The organism is Desulfobulbaceae bacterium, from assembly GCA_013792005.1.
In the GTDB taxonomy this organism is placed as follows: Bacteria; Desulfobacterota; Desulfobulbia; order Desulfobulbales; family VMSU01; genus VMSU01.
On the sequence record VMSU01000035.1, the window covers coordinates 16,333 to 38,384 of the forward strand.

Here is a 22,052-nt window from a genome sequence, read left to right on the forward strand (position 1 = left end):
CTGTCAACCGCAAAGCGATAACCTGAGCAGTGCCAATCGATGAGTTAAGGTACTCCCCCTTTTAGTCTAAACAACCTCAAGACAATTACCTCTTATGATTAATCCCGCCAGTCATATCAAGAATATTTTTGTTGAACGGGAGATTGTCGATTTGCCCTATACCCAGAAGATTCTTGGTCGGGTAGAAAGTTTACGATTGCCGGTGGCGATTGTTGACACACTTACGATTCCTGGACTGAACCCCAATCAATATCCCGAAAACCTGACAAAGGGCAAACAAAATTTGCTCCTTTGTCGAAATCGAGGTCACTTTTTCAAACCGTGCCCTGGCACTAAAGAGTATCGCTGTTGCGGGTATCAGGTGCTTAATATCGGCATGAATTGCCCTATGGACTGCGTTTATTGCATCCTGCAGGCGTACCTGAATAATCCCTGGTTGAGTAGTTTTGTTAATGTCGAGGATTTGCTTGCTGAAATTGCGCGGACCTTTGCCGCTGAACCGGAACGGCGCTGGCGGATTGGCACTGGCGAGTTTACCGATAGCTTGGCGTTGGATGAGCTGACCGGCCTTAGCCGAGAACTCGTTCCTTTTATTGGCAGGCATCCAAATGCGGTGCTGGAGTTGAAGACCAAGAGTGCGGCCATTGCCAATCTCGAAGGGTTGTCCCATCAGGGTCGGGTTATCGTCGCCTGGTCGTTGAACAGTCCCTCGATTATGCGGGGTGAGGAGTGGCGAACCGCCACTTTGGATGAACGGCTGCAGGCGGCTGCTCAGTGCGCACAATGGGGCTACCGCTTGGCCTTTCATTTCGATCCGATTATTGATCATCCTGGCTGGCGTGAAGGCTATACTGAAACTATTGACTGTCTGTTCCGATCCGTTCCTGCGGACAAGATCGCCTGGATCAGTCTGGGAGCCCTGCGGTTTCTGCCACCGTTGAAACAGATTTCCGCCCGCAGGTTCCCTAAATCGCGATTCATGTTTGAGGAGTTTGTTCCTGGCTTGGATGGCAAACAACGGTATTTTCGCGCTCGCCGGGTGGAGTTGTACCGGCATTTGTTTAAGGAATTGAAGGGTAGGGTGTATTCTAAGACCTGTATCTATCTGTGTATGGAAAGTGATGAGATCTGGGAGGAGGTTTTTGGTTTTGTGCCGGATGATTTTGGTGGGCTGGCGGCTATGCTTGAGGGCTCGGTGTTGTAGTTACTTGTCTGTTTCTGTTGTAACTACCGGAAATGTGATACGTTGTGGGGGTGCATGCACCAGTGATCATGAAGGGATGGATGAGCACTTCGGTGAAGCTCTCCCCTGAGGTCCATGGATTTATTTGTTAATGATTTAACTAATAAATTTAATTAATTGAAAGTGTTATTGAAATGAAAAAAATGAAATAAACTGTGTCGTCAGCAGGTTTTTCTTGATACCATATTGGTAACATATTGATGATTGTAGAAACGTAAGTATTGTAACCGATTCGGGGTTAATCGGTTAATAGGAAAAGGTGCAATATGAAGTGAAGTGGGTTGTTCCTGGTATTTCTAGGTCACTAATACGCTGAGGAAATATTTTCTTTTCCGAGTTCGTTGGATTTCGTTATCGAATATATTTCGTACGGGGAGGATTTGAGGCCATGAGAAAAATACACTTAATGATAGTTGCCATTGTGTTATTGTTTGGCGCTGTTGTCCAAGCCTCAGTCATTGACGCTCCACACAACGAGACAAGGAATATCCGATGTACCCATTGCCATAGTTACGCTTTGTGGTGGCAGTATTCGCCGAGTACTCAACTCAGTGCCCCTGAATATAAGTCTATTGTCAGTTCGGTCTGCATGTCTTGCCACGACGTCGGTGGCTCAGCTCCCGTAGTTCAAACCCATTCTGCGCAGGTCATGGGATCAATAGTTTATCATGCCGGCAATTGGGCTATTGGCTGCATCGACTGTCATGATCCGCACTATCAGGAGCAGCTCATCTGGGTGGGTACATCTCCCAGTCCGTATCTGATTACCGGGACAATCGACAGCGTCAGTGTTGACGTTCCTCAGGCCGGTCAGTCCACCATTACCTATTCCGGCGCGACCAGTGATCCCGAATGGCCTGCCAATGGCGTCGGGGTTGACGATCTGGACTGGGGCAGAAAGAATCAATCCGGTCGGGGGTTGATTTTTGTCCATGATTCTTCCCTAGCCACCAACACCTTCTCTATCATCTCCGCAACCGATAGCCAAATCGTGGTTAGCGGAATTCTCGATCCTGTTAGCGTTGTTCCTTTCATTTTAGGAAATCCGGCAAGCAGCAACTCCTTCGGACTGATTTACGGCCAACTCATTAAAAGTCAGATAGTTACCCCGACCAGCGGGATCAAGGATGTTAAATTTTTCAGTCCACTTGGTGGATTTGTTAATCTGGAGACCCCTGCGTCCGGCGTTTGCCAGGTCTGTCATGTCGAGGCTGTCCATTTCCGCAATACGGGCGAGGTCAATGTCGGGGGTGTGGGTCTTGACCACACCGACCAAGCAGCTCTTAACTGCATTGCCTGCCATGCCCATACTAGTGGATTTGCTCATGGTCTTGGTGGTTCAGGCACAGGCTGCGGCACGACTACCGAGTGTCATGGCGCCAAAGGATCGCACCCGTCTCATCTCGATCCGGCAGGATTAGTAAGAGCTACCTGTGCGGGATGCCATGACACCAGCCAGTTTCCGACCTTTGCCGATGGCCAGAAAACTATTCCTGCCACTTCGGTATGCACCCCCTGCCATGATAACGGCAAGGGCGTGTTTGTTGCCCCTCCCGAGTGGGGGGCCGTCAGCCCGCCGCAATGCTCGGAGTGTCATGCCGTCTCTCCCTCATCCGGTTCCCATAGTAAGCATTTGGCAACCGTGGGGATTGAATGTGCGAATTGTCACAAAGGCGCGGTTCAAGGCCTCACTGGTCCGGACCAGCATCTGGATGGCAATATCGATGTTTATATAATCAATCCTGGCGATCTCGGCTACCCGATTGATAAGGCTATAAACTCACCAGAAGCCACCTGCTCGGTTGCTGCCTGTCATGGGTCAGGGACTCCGCAGTGGGGGGGCACGGTTACATGCTATATCTGTCACGTCGGAGACAGCGACGTTGATGATTATACTTACGGGAATGGTGTCCTTGCCTCAATTGATGAGGCGCAATGGTTGGCTTCCGGTCATGGGTTGGCGACTGGAACTTACGAGGTCTCCGGCAATCCAGCTGCCAATTTGATCGCTGCGGCTGGCAGTGGCAACGTTTGTGCCTATTGCCATGACGCTACAATCAACCATGGGGAAGAGGTCAATCCTTTCCGGTTGGCCAATAGTAATCTCTTTGGCAACGGTGCGAATGATGCCTGTCTGACCTGCCATGGTACATCCGGCATTGGTTATGATCCGGATGGCGGTGGACCTATGGCACTGAATACAGCCACCATAAAAATCGACAAGAATCATCACGGTCAGTCGCACGGGGTTGGTAATGACGGAGGTTCTCTGTGCTGGGACTGCCATGATCCCCATGGCGATCGGGCAGGTACGACTGGTAATATCTTCATGATCCAGGCTGCAGTAGTTAAAGACAAGGCTGATACCTACGGCAGGCCAACGGCCACTGTTGCTCCTATATTTACTGCCAACACGAGTGCCTCCGATTATGCCAGAACCACTTCACCTTTTACCGGTATCTGCCAGGTTTGCCATGCGAGCACTACGTATTATAAAAACGATAGCGGAGCTAATGGCCACTTTACCGATAGCCCCTGTGTCAGCTGTCATCTGCATGGGACTGGGACTGTTGACCGATATGCCTTTAATCACGGCGGTGGTAGCGGCGATGTAGCGACTTGCCAGGGGTGTCATGGCCATGATGTCGGTTATGGTGGAGTAACCGGCGGTAAGGGTACCTTTGCCACTCACTCGACCCATACAGAAAATGATGCCGATGACCTCCGTGGGCCGAATATCGGCTGTAATAGCTGCCATAATACTTCAAGCATGCCTGATCTTGCAGATGGTGTGTCGTATAGCGCCTACAAAAGTGGAACTCCAACTACGGTCTGCAATAGCTGCCATAGTCCGGGCGGCACCTATGACGGAGTCAATGATCCTGTAGTCGGCGCCAAGGAGAATTGGCAGAATGGGGTATACGAAGCTAATAGCTCATTGAAAGCTGGCAAGGAAAAATGGTGCGCTACTTGTCATGATGAGAATGCTTCGATTATCAGCGGCATAACCGCACCCAACGTTATTGGTGATGAGGGTGGGGCATATACTTACGGGACTGGTTGGGGCTATTATAAAACAGGTCACGGTTTATCCGCTGGCAACAATTTCCCGTCTAAGGGTGGGGTGGAAACCTTGGCAGGTCGTCCGGTAAAGTGCGATGCCTGCCACGATTATACGGCAGCCCATATCGATAGCGATGCCAGAACCTTCAATGATAACAACAGTTCTGCCACCGATCCGAGCGCCTATCGTCAAGGTTACAGGCTTAAATTGCTTGCGGTGGGTACCGGGTCCGGTGTTAGCGGGCGTGAGCCTCTGCTTGTTCCCTGGCCGGTGAATACAGCAAACACCGAGAACGCTTCAAGACTTTGCTTGAACTGTCATGCCTCCGGGCCATTCCTTAATGGCGCCGACATGAATACCAATCTGATCACCGACGGGGTTAACCGTCACGAATATCACATGAATCAGAACAGTATTAAGTATTCCGCTGACTGGGACGGCACCAATAACAGCCGAATGACCTGCGTGGTTTGTCATAATGTGCATGGCTCATCCAGGCTGGCCATGGTTAGAGACGGAAAACTTACTAACCGGGAACCTGGCCTTATGATTTGGTACAACAACGACGCCATTGTTTCCTACAATTCATCCTACCCGAATCCGCCGGTCCCCGAGAATCTTCCGCTTTCGGCCAGTACCGGCACGTTGTGGCGAGGGTTGACCTCGGTAAATCTTTGTGCTCATTGCCATGGCAGCAATAACACGACACCTGAATATCGGGTTCCGTTCCAAAATGTTAAGCAAATACCAGTGGTAAGCTTTACTGGAGAAACGGGTTATCTGTCTGACGGAGTGAGTCCTGATGCTGCCGGTGCTAACAGCATTTTCGTGTTTCGAGTCTCCTATGCTAATGCCAACAATATCGCACCGTCAGTAATACAGGTCTGGGTGGATGTAAACGATAACGGCGTGTATGACGCCGGTGAAAAATATGACATGACCGCTTTCGTGGGTATGGATATTAATTTTGTTGACGGCAAGATATATACTAAGAGCTTGGTCTTGGCCAAAGCAGGAGATAATACTTTTAATTACAGATTTTATGCCAATGATGGAACCAGCGATGCCGTCGGTTCTGCTGTTGCTAACGGTATCGTAAGTGTATCCAATGTGAAGCCCGTTCTGACCTGGACCGAAGAGAGTTATTATGTTGCTGATGGCGTCAATCCCGATACCGGCGGTAATGGCAGCACTTTTACCTTCAGGATTAAGTATGTCGATACCGATAACGAGTGTCCCCCTGCCGCCAGTGATATCCAGGTATGGATTGATAGAAATGATGATGGTGACTATGGCGATGCCGAAGAAAAAATTGATATGTCCGCGGCCGATGCCAATGCCTGTTCGAGCGGTAGGGTCTATTCGCTGAGTACTCCCCTGACCTATGCTGGCGACGGTGATCTCGCTTTCACCTTTCGCGCCTCGGATGGCACTGATCTGGCTTCTAGCACTGCCGGGCCGGTGAATAAAAGTGTGGTCACGGTGGTATCGGCGGTCAACAGTCCGCCATCGCTTGACTGGGTGAGCGGAAGTTGTTTCACGGGTAGCGTCAAGCCGGCAACCGGGCTTGCCACCGGAAATTTTGAGTTCAGAACGACCTATACGGATCCAGATAACCAGGCGCCGAGTGTGATTCAGGTCTGGATCGATACTAATGACGACGGCGATTACCTCGATAATGGCGAGAAGCAGAACATGACCCTGGTCGCAGGCGGAGACGGTAATTACGCCAACAGCGAGGTCTATACCTATACAACTGCCCTCGCTTATGCAGGCGACGGTGCCTTGAAATTCCGCTTTGCCGCTGCAGACAGTGCAACTCCTGCTTACAACGCTATTGGCACACCAACTACCACAGACAGCATCGTTACTGTGGTGAGCACCGCCAATGCCAAGGGTGTACGTTCCGGTGGTGGTGGAAATCCCTGGTATGCTGATATTCAGAGCGCCATCGGCACCAATGACAATATTACCATTTTTGTCTATGAAGGGACCTACGGAACTGTGAATCTGACGAGCAGAAGCAATGTCACGGTTCGGGCTGTCTGCGGTGCCGATCTCACAGTTATTACCGGTGCGGGCAATCTGGTGTTTTTTCAGAATTGTGGCGATAACACAGTTGACGGTTTCACGATTTTGGGCGGCACTAACGGTGTGGCGACTAATAGCATCACCGGGACGACGCGAATTAAGAATAGTAAGATTGCCAGTGTTAGCGCCGGAATAAGCTTCGGGGCCACTGCTGGAAGTATTGTTGTAGAAAATTCGGAAATATACGGGAACACGACGGGCGTTTACATGACGTCGCGGACCGGACATCAGTTTATCAATACGATTATCCGCAACAACGGTAACGGGATCTTCTTGCAAAATAGCAGCGCCACTTTCACCGGTTGCCTCATTAAAGAGAGCACCAATCGCGGAATGCTTTGCAATGGCGCGACTTCGGTCTTTTCGCGGTCGCAGTTTATTGCTAATTCCGCGACCTTGGGTGGTGCCATTTATAGTGGCAATGCCACGTTTAACCTTACCATGGAGAACACGATTGTTGCCCAAAATCATGCTACCGGTGACGACGGTTATGGCCGTGGCGGTGGGGCTTTTTATGCTACCGGCGGCACAGTGACCATCAGGAATTCCACTATCGCGGATAACTCCTCTGATGTCAGCCGGGGTGGCGTGGGCTTCTTTCAAAACACCAACGTGACCATGGAAGATACTATCCTGTGGAATAATACGGCAGCTATCGAGGGGCACATTATCCACACCAACAGTGCTGGTTCTCTCACCATCACTGATACGGTGATGTCAAATAACGGAGACTCCGTCTACACCAATGCGCCGTATTTTACCGGCAGCATTACACCAGTGATTATCGGTTATATCTCAGAGGGGGATCCCGGTTTCATCAGTATGGTAAGAGGGGACTATCATATCAAGTCGCCGTCTGTTGCCATGGATACCGGCAGCACCGACCTGACCATTGACATCGATGGTGATTTTAGGCCTCAAGGAGGCGGCGATGATATCGGTGCCGATGAGGTCTTGGCGCTGAACAGCGTTCCGACTCTCTCCTGGTCCAGCGAGTCTAACTATACGACTGATGGCGTCAATCCGGATAGCGGCCCTGGTGGCAGCACTTTTGTCTTTCGGGTGCAATATATGGATGTCGATAACACCGCTCCATCGACTATTCAGGTTTGGGTAGATACTAACGACAATGGCGTCTATGATGCTAACGAGAAGTATGCCATGACCGTTTCCGGTGGAGACGACAATTTTGCCAACGGTGAGATCTATACCAAGTCCCTTGCCATCGGTTATATGGGTGACGGGTATATCCGTTATCGCTTTTATGCCTCCGATGGTCTGAGCGATGCCACCGGTTCTCCAACCACCCATAACATGGTCTATGTTGTGAATAGTCTGCCGATTCTGACTTGGACCGGTGAGGCCAATTATGTGGATGATGGAGTTCATGCTGAAAGTTTTATTCACGGCGCGATTTATACGTTCCGTATTAGCTATGCAGACGGCGATAACACTGCCCCGAGTTCCATTCAGGTATGGGTAGACAAAGATGATAACGGAACATACACGGACAGCGCCGATCCGGCTCTGGACGAGAGGATCGATATGACCTTGGCCGCTGGCGGTGATGGCGTTTATACCAACGGCGAGATTTATGAGAAGGCCATAGTGCTTGCCAAGCCGGTCGATTCAACTTTGACGTATCGTTTTTATGCATCGGATGGCACGAGTGACGCGACTGGTGCAGGTCCAATCGATAATAGCTCTAACATCATCACCCTCATCAACGATGCCCCGGTCCTTTCCTGGCTCGGCGATGGAGGCAACTATAACAGTGATGGCGTTAATCCCGACAGTGGACCTCACAATAGCAATTTTGTCTTTAAGGTTAAGTATACCGATGCCAATAACAATGCTCCTACCTCCGTTATGTTGTGGGTGGATACGGACGACAGCGGTGGGTACGCTGGAGGTGAAACGTATGACATGACGATTGAGGGAGGTGACGGTGATTTCGCCAACAGCGAGATCTATACTAAAACTCTGCCCCTTGCCTATGTGGGTGACGGTGTCCTTAATTATAAGTTTACGGCCTACGATGGTGCCGACCCTGCCAGCGGCACCCCGGTTGCCGCCGGTGCCACGGTTACTGTTACTGGGGCAGTGAACAACGCGCCGGTCCTTGCCTGGACCGGAGAGGCCGGGTATTCCGTTGATGGAGTGAGCCCGGATACCGGCGGGGCGGGTACGAATTTTACCTTCCGAGTCAAGTACAGCGATGTCGAAGGCAGCGCACCCTCTGTAATTCAGGTCTGGGTGGACAAGAATAATGATGCCGATTACGACGATGCCGGGGAAAAGGTAGATCTGACCCCGGTTGCTGGCGGCGATTACGTCACCGGAAAGCTCTACACCACCACGGTTGTCTTGCCCACTGCTGGCAATATTCCTTACCGGTTCTACTCTCTTGACGGAGCCGCCATGGCAGCTGTTGGCGCTCCGATTACTGCGAAGACGGTGACCGCGGCCAATACGGTTACGGTGTGCGCCTCGGGGTGCACTTTTGCCTCGCTCCAGTCCGCCATCAATGCGGCGAGCAACGGTGATTTTATCTTGGTCAAGAACGGGAGCTATCTGGAGAAGGTCACCTTCGACGGCAGCAAGAATCTCACTGTCTCGTCAGAGAACGGCGCCGGCAGTACCTCCATTACTGGCAGCAATGGGGACGAGGCGGTGGTCTATTTTAATGCCGGGGCCAATTCGAGTTCAGTGCTCGACGGCTTTACCATTGACAACCGATCGACTGGGGCCAACGCGCGGGGTATCTATGTCAGCGGATCGACTCCGACCATTAAAAATAGTATCATCACAGGCAATTCGGCGGTTAACGCCAGCGTGCCTGACACGGTTAGCGGCGGGGCAGGTATCTACGTCAGCAACGGGATACCGTTCATCGACAGCTGTGCTGTCCGCTCCAATGCTGCGACTAACCGTAATGGCGGCGCTATTTACATCACCGGCGCGGCAAGCGGCGCGACCATCACTGGCAGCACGATCGGCGGTTCCGGTGCGGCGAACTCCGCCAAGTTCGGCGCAGCTATCTACTACACGGGCTCCAGCGCCGGTGCCCTTGTCATCACTGACAGCACTATTAGTTATAATGCGAGCTCTGACAGCGGCGCCGGCCTTTTCCTCAACAGTATTACCAACGTTACGGTGATCACCGGTTCGAGCATCATCAACAATAGCACCACCGGCGGCTATGGTGGCGGTATCTACAGCGCCAGTGCGCCGGTGCGGATCAGCAATAGCCATGTGGGCAGTAATGTGATCCCGACTACGCGGTATGGCGGCGGCATCTACATGAGCGGCGCCACGTCTTCACTGCTGATCGAAAACAACAGCACGGTGAATAGCAACACCAATGGCAAGTGGGGCGGTGGTATTTACTTGACCGGCTCTACTGTTGCCACGCCGTTTGCAATCAGTAATAGCACCGTGAATTCCAACACCTCTGTGGAGAACGGCGGCGGTATTGTCTTGGAAGCCATCTCCAATGCCTCGACCTTTACCAATGCAACTATCGATGGCAATACCACGGGCTCAAGCGGTAACGGCGCCGGCGTCTATGCCAACCAGGCCCCAGTTGCCATCAGTGGTGGTTCGATAAGCGGGAATACCGGTGGGTCCAACAGGGGAGGGGGTGGTATCTATCTGGGGTCGGCAACTGCCAGTAACAACAGCATTACCGCTACGACCATAAATTCAAACAGCACCGGTTCATTAGGCGGCGGAGGAATCTATTTGGCGGGTGCCACAAGCACCTTGACGCTCTCTAAGGTCAAGCTCCAGGGTAATTCCGCAACGGCGGGAGGTGGCGGGGGAATACGGATTATCGCTGCTGCGACTGCTACTATCTCCAATTGCCTGATCACCGGCAACAGAATTGTAAATACCTACAACTACGGTGGCGGTATCCGCAACGAGGGTACCTTGAACCTCTATTTCAGTACGGTGGCGGACAACTATTCCCACCAGGGCGGAGGATTGGATTGTGCCGGTACGGAGCATCTCTACAACAGCATCATTTATGGTAATGCCGTAACAATGAACCAAATTGAAATACGGGGAGCAACAGATACCAACTATCTGACCGAAAGCAGCACAAACGTAGACTTTGTCTTGGAAAGCGGGGCCTCATCCTTAACTGCGACAACCGATGGCAACTATCACCTTCAGGGCACATCAAACTGCATTAATACTGGGGATGCCACCAATGCGCCGAGCGATGATCTGGATGGTAACCTGCGGCCTGTAGAGTCCTTTGACAAGGGGGCGTACGAATACATTCCTTGATAGTGATGAACGGGAAGGCCATCTCGATGGATGGTCCTCCTTTCTGTTGAGGTGTGTGGCATTGTCACGCTGGGTTTGTGAGGGGGTGCTAAGACTATTGATTGCTTGTATTCAAAGGGTTTAAGGGTAAGACACGCTTGTGTAAGTCTGTGGGTGAAGCGCGTTTCTTTCCACCAATAGCGTCAATTGCCGTCTTCCGTTTTCATGAATCGTGACGCCTGGTTGAGTCGGTTTTTCCCCTGCTTGGAGGGAAAACAAAGCTATTTCGTATTTGTCGGGTAGGACTGTGCTGGCATTTACTTGGAGATAGGTGGGCAGAGGTCAGGGCCTGTGTCTGCCTCTGTATGGAGAGTGACGAGATCTGGCGGGAGGACTTTGGTTTTGCCCCGGATGAGGTGGTCGGATTGGCGGTGATGTTGGAGTTGTCTGTCTTCTAACCATTTGTAATAATAACTATTTGTCTTATTTTTCCATCTTTTAGGACGTTTTTTCCGGCTTTGTGGTAGGAATTGAGTCGTCGGTGGCATGGTGCTGTTGCAACTATCTGGTTTTGTAAGATAACAAAATTGAGATAGTTGGCGTGATTAGTGCTTCTTTTCTAATGGAAAACCAATGGAAATGAATCTAGTTGTGCCGATAAAAGCATATTCGAGGAGGTAAAAATGAAAAAAATATTAAAGACTGGGTTAATGACTCTTGCTTTTAGTTTAATTGGCTTTGTGGCCATAGCAAATGCGACTCTGATATTCAACCTCGGAGGGGCTGATTTTTCTGGTGGAGGAGGAGCCATCTTACCCAGAGATGCCTTAATAATGACGTTCGAACAACACGGTATTGGCACTGGCACCGTACGATTGACTATCGATGCAGGTGGAATGCCGACAGGAACCGGCAAGATATCAGATATTTGGTTCAATAGTGCTAAGGCATTTGGGGATTTGTCGTTTGCTTATGTGTCAGGAGTGGCAACAGAAGGCATTATTGCTGGAGATAATGTTTCCTTTGCCGGCATTTTTGATATTAATTTTAGGTATAATACATCAGGGTCATTAGGGGATCTATATCATGATCGTACCTCTGTTTATGATATTAGCGGCACGAACTTGGTGGAGAGTGATTTTAATGATCAGTCTACAAAGGGTATTTATGCAGTAATGCATGTGAACATTACAGGAAATAACAATAGCGGGAAATATTCAACTTATCCACCTCCTGATCCTGTCCCCGAACCAACGACCATGCTCCTCTTGGGCACCGGTCTGGTCGGTCTTGCTGCCATCCGCCGCAAGAAGAGCGTCTAATTCCAACTGTTATACACTGCTGCGGTCCGAGCAGTGTGCTCCACATGGGTGGGGTACACTGCTTTTTTTTTGTCTTTTTCGTCGTTGTTGTGTTCTTTGGCAAGACGGAGATCTTTCTCTTCCATAGCACGTCTTGCCAACCCTCCAGTTGTCCGTTTACCTTTCTCCGGTTTTGTGGTAGTTTCGGCGACCAAAGTTCTTAGATTCTCTCAAGGTACTTTAAATTTCAAATTATGAAGGTGCTCTCATGAAAAAAATTGCCATCCTGGCCGGTGACGGTATTGGACCGGAAGTAATGGTCGAGGCTATCAAGGTCCTCGACGCGATCCAGAAAAAGTTTTCCATTGCTCTTAGCTACGAGTATGCCGATGTCGGCGGTATTGCCATTGACAACCATGGCGCAGCCCTGCCTGCCGCGACCCTGGCCTTGTGCAAGGCAAGTGACGCGGTCCTTTTTGGTTCGGTGGGCGGGCCTAAGTGGGAGAGCTTGCCGCCGGAGCAGCAGCCGGAACGGGCTGCTCTTTTGCCCCTGCGTAAAGAGTTGAGGCTTTTTTGTAATCTCAGGCCGGCTAAGGTGTTTAAGTCCCTGGTCGCTGCTTGTCCTCTGCGGCCAGATATCGTTGGAGAGGGTTTTGACATCCTTTGTGTGCGTGAACTTACTGGTGATATCTACTTTGGCCAGCCTAAGGGCCGCGAAGGCCAGGGCATGGAGGAGAAGGCCTATGACACCATGGTCTATACCAGGGCGGAGATTGACCGCATCGCCCGCAAGGCCTTTGATGCTGCTCGGGGCAGGCGTAAGCTGGTGACTTCGGTGGACAAGGCCAACGTCCTCACCACCATGGTCCTCTGGCGGCAGGTGGTGAAAGAGGTGGCTGTCGATTACCCTGACATTACTCTCAATCACATCTATGTCGACAATGCCACCATGCAGTTGATCAAGAACCCGCATCAGTTTGATGTCATGCTCTGTGGCAATATGTTCGGGGATATTATCTCCGACGAATGTGCGATGATGACTGGTTCCATGGGACTTCTGGCCTCGGCCAGTCTCAATGAGACCGGATTTGGGCTTTATGAGCCGGCCGGTGGTTCGGCCCCGGATATCATGGGCAAGGGCATTGCCAATCCCATCGCCCAGATTCTTTCTGCTGCGATGATGCTGCGCTACAGCTTAGGGGAGGAACAGGCGGCAGTCGCTATCGAGCAGGCGGTCTCCCAGGTGCTTGAGAACGGGATTCATACCCCTGATATCGCTACCGACAAAAGTCGTACCGTGGGCACTGTTGCCATGGGTGACGCTATCGTTGCTTGCTTGGCGTAGGGATTGTGTTTGCGACGCTATCATGACTAACTCTTCGCCCATGTATCAACGGCGGGATCCATCGCTTTCCTTTGTCCGGGATACGGTGCATGCGTTTATGGGTGAAGGGTGGAGGGACGTCGGGCAGCTTGATTTTACGTATGTCGACAGGCTCTGTGAGTGGGCGGTCAGTGCTGATTCACAGGTGGCCAAGGCGGCAACGGCGGCTATTTTTGGCGGTATTATCGAACAGTTCTGCGATGATTTTTCTGACGAGGGCGTGACAGCAGGAAATTTGGTGTTGTCCCGTATTCTCCAATGGCTCAGAGTAACACCGCAAGGGGCGGAACTGGACTGTCGGCTTAACGATTTTGGTTTTGCCGATGGTGATGCCCTTCTTCAGCGTTATCTGAGGGTAAGTCAGCCAAGGCAGCTAGGTCCGGACCGCCTTGATACTCTCCGTAAGGTGTTTGTCCTTTCTCGGGTGACGGCAGGCGCTGATATTGCTATCACGAGTGTGATCGTTCATCGTCTGCGCAAGCGTCTTCCCCACACGGAATTGGTCCTGATCGGGCCGGGCCATCTTGTCGAACTTTTTGCCTCTGTCGCTGATTGCCGATATCGGGATTTTGTCTATAAGAACGATGGCGGGCTTTTCGTAAAGATGACTTCCTGGCCCCGGCTTCTAGAGGTTGTGGCGGAGGAGTGCGAGGGCTTGAGTGCGCATGAGGTTCTTCTGTTTGATCCTGATACCCGGCTCAGTCAATTAGGACTTCTCCCGTTGCTTCCTGGTGATAATACCTGCTATTTTCCCTCCCGGTTCCACCCTAAACAGGAATTTGCTGGTTGTAATCTTTCTGTCCTTACCAATGAATGGTTGAATCTTCTCCTCGATGAGAAAGAGCGATGGCAGCCATCAATTGTTTTTCCCAGCAACGGCGAGGACTACCACTCGTTTGTTCAGTCTCTGTATGGTCTTGGCTGCCGCTTGGTGGTGACAGTCAATTTCGGAGTGGGGAACGATCCCCGCAAAAGGGTTCATGATGAATTCGAGACCGGTCTAGTTTCGAAACTGCTTGGTATTCCGGGCACTGTCGTAATCCTTGATACCGGTCGGGGGGAGCAGAAGGAGCAGTGGGTAACCAGCCATTTTGACTCTGTGTTGGGGTTAGGTTTGCCTGCTGTCCGTCTTGCTGAGACCGAGTTGCAGGGGTATTGTCCTGCCTTTGGTCATGGCTTGATAGTATTTACCGGCGTGCTGGGTTCGTTGGGCAAGATGATTGATGCAGGGGATTGTTTTGTCGGCTATGATTCCTGTGGGCAACATTTGGCTGCCGCCACTAGGACACCTGCGGTGATTATTTTTTCAGGGGCGCCGTCACAGCGTTTCATCCAGCGGTGGTCCCCAGATGTTCCTGGCAGTATAACCATTCCGATCAGAGGCTCTGTCTCAACCAATGAAGCGACTGAGCTATTGATCCAAACTGTTATCCGGGCCGTCGCCGAAATCAGGGACGGGCGATTGCAGAAGGAGAATTATGACTTTGATAAAGAATAAGCGTCTTCGGGATGCCCTTAATGCCTTTCATGATGCTCATATTCTGGTTATTGGCGATTTGATTGTCGATAATTTTATCTGGGGGACTGTTTCCCGTATTTCGCCAGAGGCTCCGGTGCCGGTAGTCAATGTTACTCACGACAATCTGCTTCTTGGCGGATCGGCCAATGTCCTGCATAACATCTACGGCTTGGGCGCTCAGGCCACTATCTGCGGGGTTGTCGGTCAAGATGCCATGGGTGATTGCCTTCTTGAGTTGATTACGAAGCTCCCTTCGTCAACAGCTGGGATTGTCCGGCTTGCCGATCGGCCGACTACGATTAAGACTAGGATTGTGGCCCACGGACAACAGGTGGTTCGATTTGATCGGGAAAGCACCGGGGTGGTTGATGGCGATGGTTTAGAGGCGATTAAAGAGTTTATTGATCGTAATTTAGGGAGCTTTCAGGCGGTTATCGTTTCCGATTATGCCAAGGGGATTATCGCCCCTGTCTTGATGGACCATCTCCGAGAGTGCCTGCGCAGTTATCCCGGCATTCCAATGATTGTTGATCCTAAACCTTGTCAGCCCGAGCGTTTTCATGGAGCGACTATTATTACCCCCAATCACCATGAGGCCGAACAACTCTCCGGGATCAGGATTGTCGATGACACGACCCTGAGGGCTGCCGGAGAGGTATTACTCGAAAAATTTGACAGCCAGGCGGTTTTGATCACTCGTGGCGAGGCCGGTATGGCCTTGTTTGAGAAGGGTAAACCGTTGATTACCATTCCTACTGTGGCCAAGGAAGTCTTTGATGTCACCGGCGCCGGTGATACCGTCATCGCTGCTCTGGCCCTGGGGCTTTCAACCGGACTCAGTTTCGCGGAGGCCGCCACTTTGGCTAATGTTGCCGCTGGTATCGTGGTCGGGAAGATCGGTACTGCGATTGTTACTCAGCAAGAATTGTTGAGGGCCATGAAATGAAACGACCGTACAGTATGACAGCCTTTGGCCGGGGAGAGTCCGGGGGAGAGCGGCGATGGACGGTCGAACTCCGCTCGGTGAATCATCGGTTTTGTGATGTCAGGGTCAAGATGCCCAGAGAGTATGCGATTCTCGAGGATAGAATCAAAAAGGAAGTTGCTGCGGTCTTTTCCCGGGGGCACATTGAGGTCGTGGTTTCGCTCTTAGGGGGGCGGGGGCAAGGCGCTCAGGCCAGGGTGAATCTGGATCTTGCCGGTCAGTATATGGCGTGTCTTGAAGAGCTGCAACGATCTTTCAATTTGGAGGGTAAGCCCTCGCTGGCCATGTTGGCTTCTCTTCCTGACGTGATCACTGAAGACGAAGTCGATGAGAATCTGGATGAGGTCTGGGGCGAAATCCGTGAGGCTGTGGTTGCCGCTGTGTCCGCGTGTTTGCAGATGCGGGCCGACGAGGGCCAGAGTTTGAAGGAGGAACTCCTCACTCGGCTTGAGGGTTTTGAGGTAACGGTGAATCGTATCGGTGAGGCCATCCCCGGATTGGTGGGTAGGCGTGAGGGGCAATTAAAGGAGCGGTTGGCTCTCCTGTTGCAAGGAGTTGATTTAGATCCGATCCGTCTGGCTCAAGAGATCGCAATCATGGCCGACCGTTATGATGTTACCGAGGAACTGGTCCGGTTACGGAGTCATATTCAGCAATTTAAGGCGTTTATGGACTCGGATGAACCTGCGGGTCGGCGAATGGATTTTCTGATGCAGGAATTTTTACGGGAGATCAATACCATGGCCTCAAAGATTAACGATACCGAGATTACTCATAAAACGGTTGACCTGAAGAATGAGGTGGAGAAGATTCGCGAGCAGGTGCAGAATCTGGAGTAGGGGCGGGTTAGGGAGGGTGCTATGGATAGACGTTTAATCAATATTGGTTTTGGGAATGCGGTGATGGCGGGACGGGTAATCGCGATTGTTAATCCTAAGTCCTCACCGATGAAGAAATTGAAAGATGAGGCCAAAAATGCTGGTAAACTGGTCGACGCAACCGAAGGCCGTCGGACCAGGGCGATTCTGGTAATGGACTCGAATCATGTGGTGTTGTCTTCGGTGCAGACCGAGACCTTGACCCAGCGTTTTCAACCCCTGGCCGATCAGGGGTCGGATGAGGAGTTGCCATGACCGCGGGGAACCTTTTTGTTGTTTCTGCGCCTTCCGGGGCCGGAAAGACCACTCTTCTCAAGCCGATCCTTAAGACCTTGCCGGCCTTGTCTTTTTCTGTGTCGCACACGACGCGTAAACCGCGGGCAGGTGAAGTCGATGGCAGGGATTATTTTTTTGTTGATGCCGCTGGCTTTACTGCTCTACGTGAGGAGGGCGATTTCCTAGAATGGGCGGAGGTTCATGGCAACTGTTACGGCACCAGTCGACGGGCTGTGGAGACGCAGCTTGCGCAAGGGCAGGATATTATTCTCGATATCGATGTTCAGGGAGCCCAGCAACTCCGTGCCAGTAAAGATCTGCTCGCCACCTTTATTTTTATCGCACCGCCATCATTGGTAGAATTGGAGCGCCGTTTGATCGGTCGGCAGACTGAAGAGGCGAGTACTATTGCTCTGCGCTTACGGAATGCCAGCACGGAGCTTCAATCCGCAGATCAATACGATTATCTTATTGTTAATAATGACCTGGAGCAGGCACGGGCCATGTTGACTAGTATCATCCTTGAAAAACGGGCCTTTGCTCGCCGTGGGTATGACGGCAGGATGCTTGATCTCTCTCTTCTGAAGGACTAATCATGGCTTCTAATAACAAAAAGAAAGTAGGACCTGCCGGATCAGGGAGAACGGGGCAACCAGAGCGGACCGATTTGATCTGGGGCATTCATCCGGTGATGGAGCTTCTGCAGAGCGCGCCGGACAGGATTATTGAGTTGCGCATTCTGAAGGCCACTCATACTAAGGTCAAGGATCTGGTGGAGTTGGCTGATCGGCAGGGTGTCTCGTGGCATCTTGCCGAGTCTCCCTTTTCTGGCACTCCGGAGCAGGCGACAGTGCAGGGGGTGCAGGCCCGGACAAAACCGGTGGCAACTGTAAGTATGGCCGAGGTCATTGCCGCACGCCGGGAGGGGACGGGTCCGGCCCTGGTTCTGGCCTTGGATACCATTCAGGATCCCCATAATTTTGGGGCCATGATCCGATCCGCCTCCGCTGCCGGGGCGTTGGCGATTCTTTATACCAAGGATCGCTCGGCTCCACTCTCCGGAACGGTGGCGAAGGTCTCGGTAGGCGCCATAGCCCATCTTCCTCTGTGTCCGGTGACGAATATGGCAGCGGCCTTGCAGCAGCTTAAAGATTCCGGCTTTTGGGTCTTTGGGGCTGACGGCAGTGCAGACAAGACGATTTATGAGGTTGATTTTAGTGGTCCAGTCTGTCTGGTGATCGGGGGGGAGCGAAGCGGTATCCGGCCTCTGGTTAAAAAACAGTGCGATTTTCTCGTTTCTATTCCTATGCGTAGCGATGTTGATTCGTTAAATGCCTCTGTGGCTGCTGCGGTCATCATGTTCGAGATCGTTCGTCAGCAAGGGTCATAAAACCCTGAATCCCCCCTCATTAACAACCTTTTTCCGATTTTTTGGATATTTTGGTTCTGTTTCTTGTGTGCCTGCTGGCCTCTGTCGTGACGATGGCAGGGAATGACAGGCTTTTTTCCCTTCCTGATTTTCCCCTGATTTCTTGATATTTTCTTTCCTTCTTTACTTCTTGTGAATCATTTCTATTATTGAACCTCCTACGCGGTGGTATGCGGTGGCGCTGTTTGTGGAGTGATTTTTGCACCCTGACGAGTTGGCAATGCAGGGAAGGTGGATTTTTTCATGCTGTTTTTCTCTTTGCTGTTTTCATCGATTCCAGCTTGTCCTGATGCACATCAAAAAACTGTTTATCGATTGCGCATGACCTGCCGATAAATATACTAGGGACTATGATTAAGTTGAATCTGAAACTGGGGCCGCCGAACTATCACAGTCGGTTAGCCATCAGGACAGATGTCCCCCTGGTATAAGAAAGCGCATATCAGGTTTGTTCACTTGACTCGGGAGGGCTGAAAAATGACTGTATGGGAATTTTCAATCCAGGGAAATGTTGTCAAGATCGGGAACAAAGAGCGCCGGAAGCTCACTTTACACGGGTGTAATGAGCCTTTTAAGGATCGTTACTGGTGTCCGAAGATGCGATGGTTTCAAAAGGAGAGCTGTCCGTTTGCCAATAAACGTGAGTGCGAAAATTTTGTCGCTATGTGTGGTTCTGTGTGAACCAGAAGAGGGCTGTCCAATAGGTCAATGACAAAAAACCGCAAACGTCATTAGTCAGCAGTGGTGATTCTGATCGTGGAAATGATACGGAATTACTCCCTGGCCACATCATTTGTGATGAGGTGAATGTATGGATACCATAGATGTTGTAAGATTGTTGAGTGAGTTGGAAGGTGAGCATTGTGGTTTGAACCACGGTCCGAAGACCAAGCCGGAAGATTATCAAGCCTGTGATTATCTTGTCATCCCCTTTGGTGATGCCAGAGCGGAAATAATTATCCCGGACCGAGATTTAGTGCTCCCCGTCTGTCAGGAGTGCGCCCTTGCCTTGGTAGGCGAAGAGTGGACCTTGCTCTATTGCTTTGAGTGCAATGCGAGTCGCTGGGTCAATAGACGTATAGCCAGGAACCATTATCGGCACCACGTCCTTTGGTTGAGGGGCTGTCCCGATTGCACCAACAAGTTTGGAGGTCTCTACTTTACTGATGCTGAAAATGCTGCCGTTGATGTCGCGTTAGTTGCCCATCTCAGTCGGCAAGCGGCATGAGTTAAGACTTTTTATTCCATGTCGTAGATAATGAGACAGTGGCCAATCGCCAATGTCTCATTGCTGGTTTTGTTCTGCTTGACGGGCCGCTTCCACACACCATCTCCTCCCTTTAATTGTGTACTCCCTCCATGGAGCTAGACCGCCGTATTGTCTTGCTGGTCTAGGTATCCCGCTGTTCTGTCCTGCATTCATCGAAATCATAATTGTTTAGTGACGGGGATCTGATCATCTTTTGCAAAGATGCTTTTTCTGCTGTATAGATAACCAGTCTTTGACCTCTGCATCGAGAGCTTGGTTATAGGGCACGGCGCCTGTGTTGGAGTTGATGGTAATTTAAAATTTCCTTGAAGGAGAGACTCAGAGTGAAACAGAGTGTATTGGTAATCTTTGCTGCCGTGCTGGTGGTGCTGACAGGGGGGCTTCTTCACGCTGAGGCTGCTGGCGATGAGTCGTCAGAGATGTATGACTATCTTTTGAACCTTTCGATGGATGATCTTTCCCAGATCCCCATCCAGTCGGCAGGACTTTTTGCCATGCCGTGGGATCAGGCTCCCGGTTTGAACTATGTGGTTACCAAGGAGCAACTGGATCGTTACAATGTTCGCTCTCTTGCTGAATACCTTAATCGAATGGCCCCAGCCTTCTCTACCATAATCCATGGCACCCAGGGAACGACGGTCGGGGTCCGGGGAATTCAGATCGACAACTCGGGCAAGACTTTGCTGCTGCGGGATAACCTCAAGATGAATAATCGCTTCTTTGTCGGTATTAATGGTTCGGAACTGTCAAGCCCGTTGCTTGGCGATATTGATCGGGTCGAGGTCGCCTCTGGTCCGGGGGCGCTGCAGCATGGATCGGGGGCCATCAACGGCTATCTTAATATGGTCAGCGCCACCGGGGAGAGTAAGGAAGGGGTCAGGATGCATACCTCATACGGCAGCGGGGACTCTCGGTTAGCCGAGGGCAGTTATGGACAGGTGGTCAGCCCCAAGGCCAACATTTTTTTCTATGCCGGCTATGACAAGAGCAATGGCGTTCGCCCCAATTACACCGTTCCCAAAGAGGAGTGGTCAACGTTAACTGGGGTGACCGGTGTGCCGTCAGATACTTTTCTCGATAACGTTAGGGTAGGCCGCACCGACGATGATTATAAGTTTTCGTTCCGGGGGCAATTAGGCAGGAAGGAAGATGGGTTTCAGCTTGATCTTAAAATTCTTCGTAGTCATAGCTCTAATGTCGACCCGGTGCTGGGGGAGTACTTGAGCCCAGGTGCCATGTGGGCGGATGAGGTGGCTCTTGCCGCGACTGCTCAAGGTGGACGATACTCTCCGTTCTACGAACAACAGGCAGATAATTTCCTGGTGTCCCCGCAGTTGCTGTTTCAGATCAATGATCAGAATGAGGTGAAACTGACCCCTTACTATCAAACGATCAAGACCACTTCGGTGTTTAGCGATTTCCTTCGCGATGAGGCAGAGAGACTGGGGATTCCTTTGAACTCAAATCTGGGGGATCCCAGTAAGTGTCCGGCAAATAACTGTGGGTCTGAATATACATACGGTGATGAGATTCATCTTGGGACAACCTTGATCCATACCTACACCGGGGCTAGGAATCAGACCATCGCCTGGGGCGCCGAGGTGTCATCGCTGGAATTTAAAGTCTTCCCCTGGCGGTGGAATTCGATAGGTCTCTTTGTCGAAGATCAGTTAGTAATTGGCGATTTCACTGTATTGCCCGGTCTGCGCTATGACCGTACCTTCTTTGCTGACACGATTGATACAATACCTCCCTTTAATGATGGGCCTTATTCTGGACCTGAAGATGTCGATGCCCTGACAAAACGTTTGGCCCTGTCTTACAAGGTTACCCCCCAGCAGACTGCTAAACTGTCATATCAGGAGGGGTTTCGTTTTGCCGATGCTTGGCCTCAACAGTGGGGCGCGCACATAAGTTCTTCTTATATCGATAATCTACAGGTTGAGGCAGAAGATTCAGTTAGCTACGAAGCCGATTATTCGTTACTGGGCCTTTGGAATAGGACTCTCGATGTCTCCATCGCGATGTATTATAATCAATATGACAAGCTCCATGGACATAACCCCGATATCGGTGAGTTTGGGGCCTTTACCAATAGCGCAGAAAAACTCACCTCAGTGGGTGGTGATTTGACGCTGGAATACCATCCGGTAGTGACCTGGGAGTTAGGCGCTTCGTACAGCTTTGCTCGGCCCATTGATTCTTACGAGCGCGATATTCGGGTCGCCAATGCCGATGATACCTGGACACGCTACCCCGTGCACATGGTCAAGTTTCATGTGGGGCATCAGTTTACAAAGGATTTGTTTGTTGGCTTCATGGGGGCTGTCGAGTCCC

13 protein-coding genes are annotated in these 22,052 nt (G+C 51.2%); all 13 read left to right on the plus strand.

Annotation, left to right across the window (positions count from 1 at the left end):
* Nucleotides 1-94 precede the first annotated feature (94 nt).
* A complete protein-coding gene (locus FP815_02080) occupies nucleotides 95-1,204 on the plus strand; it encodes a DNA photolyase (protein MBA3013721.1) in 1,110 nt (369 codons plus the stop codon).
* A 427-nt stretch (nucleotides 1,205-1,631) separates the two neighbouring features.
* Nucleotides 1,632-10,694 carry a hypothetical protein gene (locus FP815_02085; GenBank protein ID MBA3013722.1) on the plus strand — a complete coding sequence of 3,021 codons (9,063 nt, stop codon included), beginning with the start codon at nucleotides 1,632-1,634 and terminating at the stop codon, nucleotides 10,692-10,694.
* 812 nt (nucleotides 10,695-11,506) lie between these two features.
* Nucleotides 11,507-11,995 (plus strand): PEP-CTERM sorting domain-containing protein, encoded by a 489-nt coding sequence (locus tag FP815_02090; GenBank protein ID MBA3013723.1) that lies wholly within the window; start codon nucleotides 11,507-11,509, stop codon nucleotides 11,993-11,995.
* Between the two features lie 247 nt (nucleotides 11,996-12,242).
* Nucleotides 12,243-13,319: a 3-isopropylmalate dehydrogenase gene (gene leuB, locus FP815_02095; GenBank protein MBA3013724.1), complete on the plus strand. Its 1,077-nt coding sequence runs from the start codon at nucleotides 12,243-12,245 to the stop codon at nucleotides 13,317-13,319.
* Nucleotides 13,320-13,341: 22 nt separating this feature from the next.
* Nucleotides 13,342-14,856 (plus strand): hypothetical protein, encoded by a 1,515-nt coding sequence (locus FP815_02100; GenBank protein MBA3013725.1) that lies wholly within the window; start codon nucleotides 13,342-13,344, stop codon nucleotides 14,854-14,856.
* Nucleotides 14,837-15,823 (plus strand): D-glycero-beta-D-manno-heptose-7-phosphate kinase, encoded by a 987-nt coding sequence (rfaE1, locus tag FP815_02105; GenBank protein MBA3013726.1) that lies wholly within the window; start codon nucleotides 14,837-14,839, stop codon nucleotides 15,821-15,823. Before FP815_02100 ends, rfaE1 begins: the two co-directional genes overlap by 20 nt.
* Nucleotides 15,820-16,701, plus strand: a complete 882-nt coding sequence (locus FP815_02110) for a YicC family protein (GenBank protein MBA3013727.1) — start codon at nucleotides 15,820-15,822, stop codon at nucleotides 16,699-16,701. Before rfaE1 ends, FP815_02110 begins: the two co-directional genes overlap by 4 nt.
* A 21-nt stretch (nucleotides 16,702-16,722) precedes the next feature.
* Complete coding sequence (locus tag FP815_02115) at nucleotides 16,723-16,995, plus strand: DUF370 domain-containing protein (GenBank protein ID MBA3013728.1); 273 nt, start codon at nucleotides 16,723-16,725, stop codon at nucleotides 16,993-16,995.
* Complete coding sequence (locus FP815_02120) at nucleotides 16,992-17,609, plus strand: guanylate kinase (protein MBA3013729.1); 618 nt, start codon at nucleotides 16,992-16,994, stop codon at nucleotides 17,607-17,609. The genes FP815_02115 and FP815_02120 overlap by 4 nt, the downstream gene beginning before the upstream one ends.
* A 2-nt stretch (nucleotides 17,610-17,611) precedes the next feature.
* Nucleotides 17,612-18,406, plus strand: coding sequence for a 23S rRNA (guanosine(2251)-2'-O)-methyltransferase RlmB (rlmB, locus tag FP815_02125; GenBank protein ID MBA3013730.1), 795 nt, complete (start codon nucleotides 17,612-17,614; stop codon nucleotides 18,404-18,406).
* Between the two features lie 516 nt (nucleotides 18,407-18,922).
* Nucleotides 18,923-19,126 carry a hypothetical protein gene (locus FP815_02130; protein MBA3013731.1) on the plus strand — a complete coding sequence of 68 codons (204 nt, stop codon included), beginning with the start codon at nucleotides 18,923-18,925 and terminating at the stop codon, nucleotides 19,124-19,126.
* 130 nt (nucleotides 19,127-19,256) lie between these two features.
* Nucleotides 19,257-19,673, plus strand: a complete 417-nt coding sequence (locus FP815_02135; GenBank protein ID MBA3013732.1) for a hypothetical protein — start codon at nucleotides 19,257-19,259, stop codon at nucleotides 19,671-19,673.
* A 365-nt stretch (nucleotides 19,674-20,038) separates the two neighbouring features.
* The coding region (locus tag FP815_02140; protein MBA3013733.1) for a TonB-dependent receptor at nucleotides 20,039-22,052 on the plus strand (2,014 nt) is incomplete at its 3' end.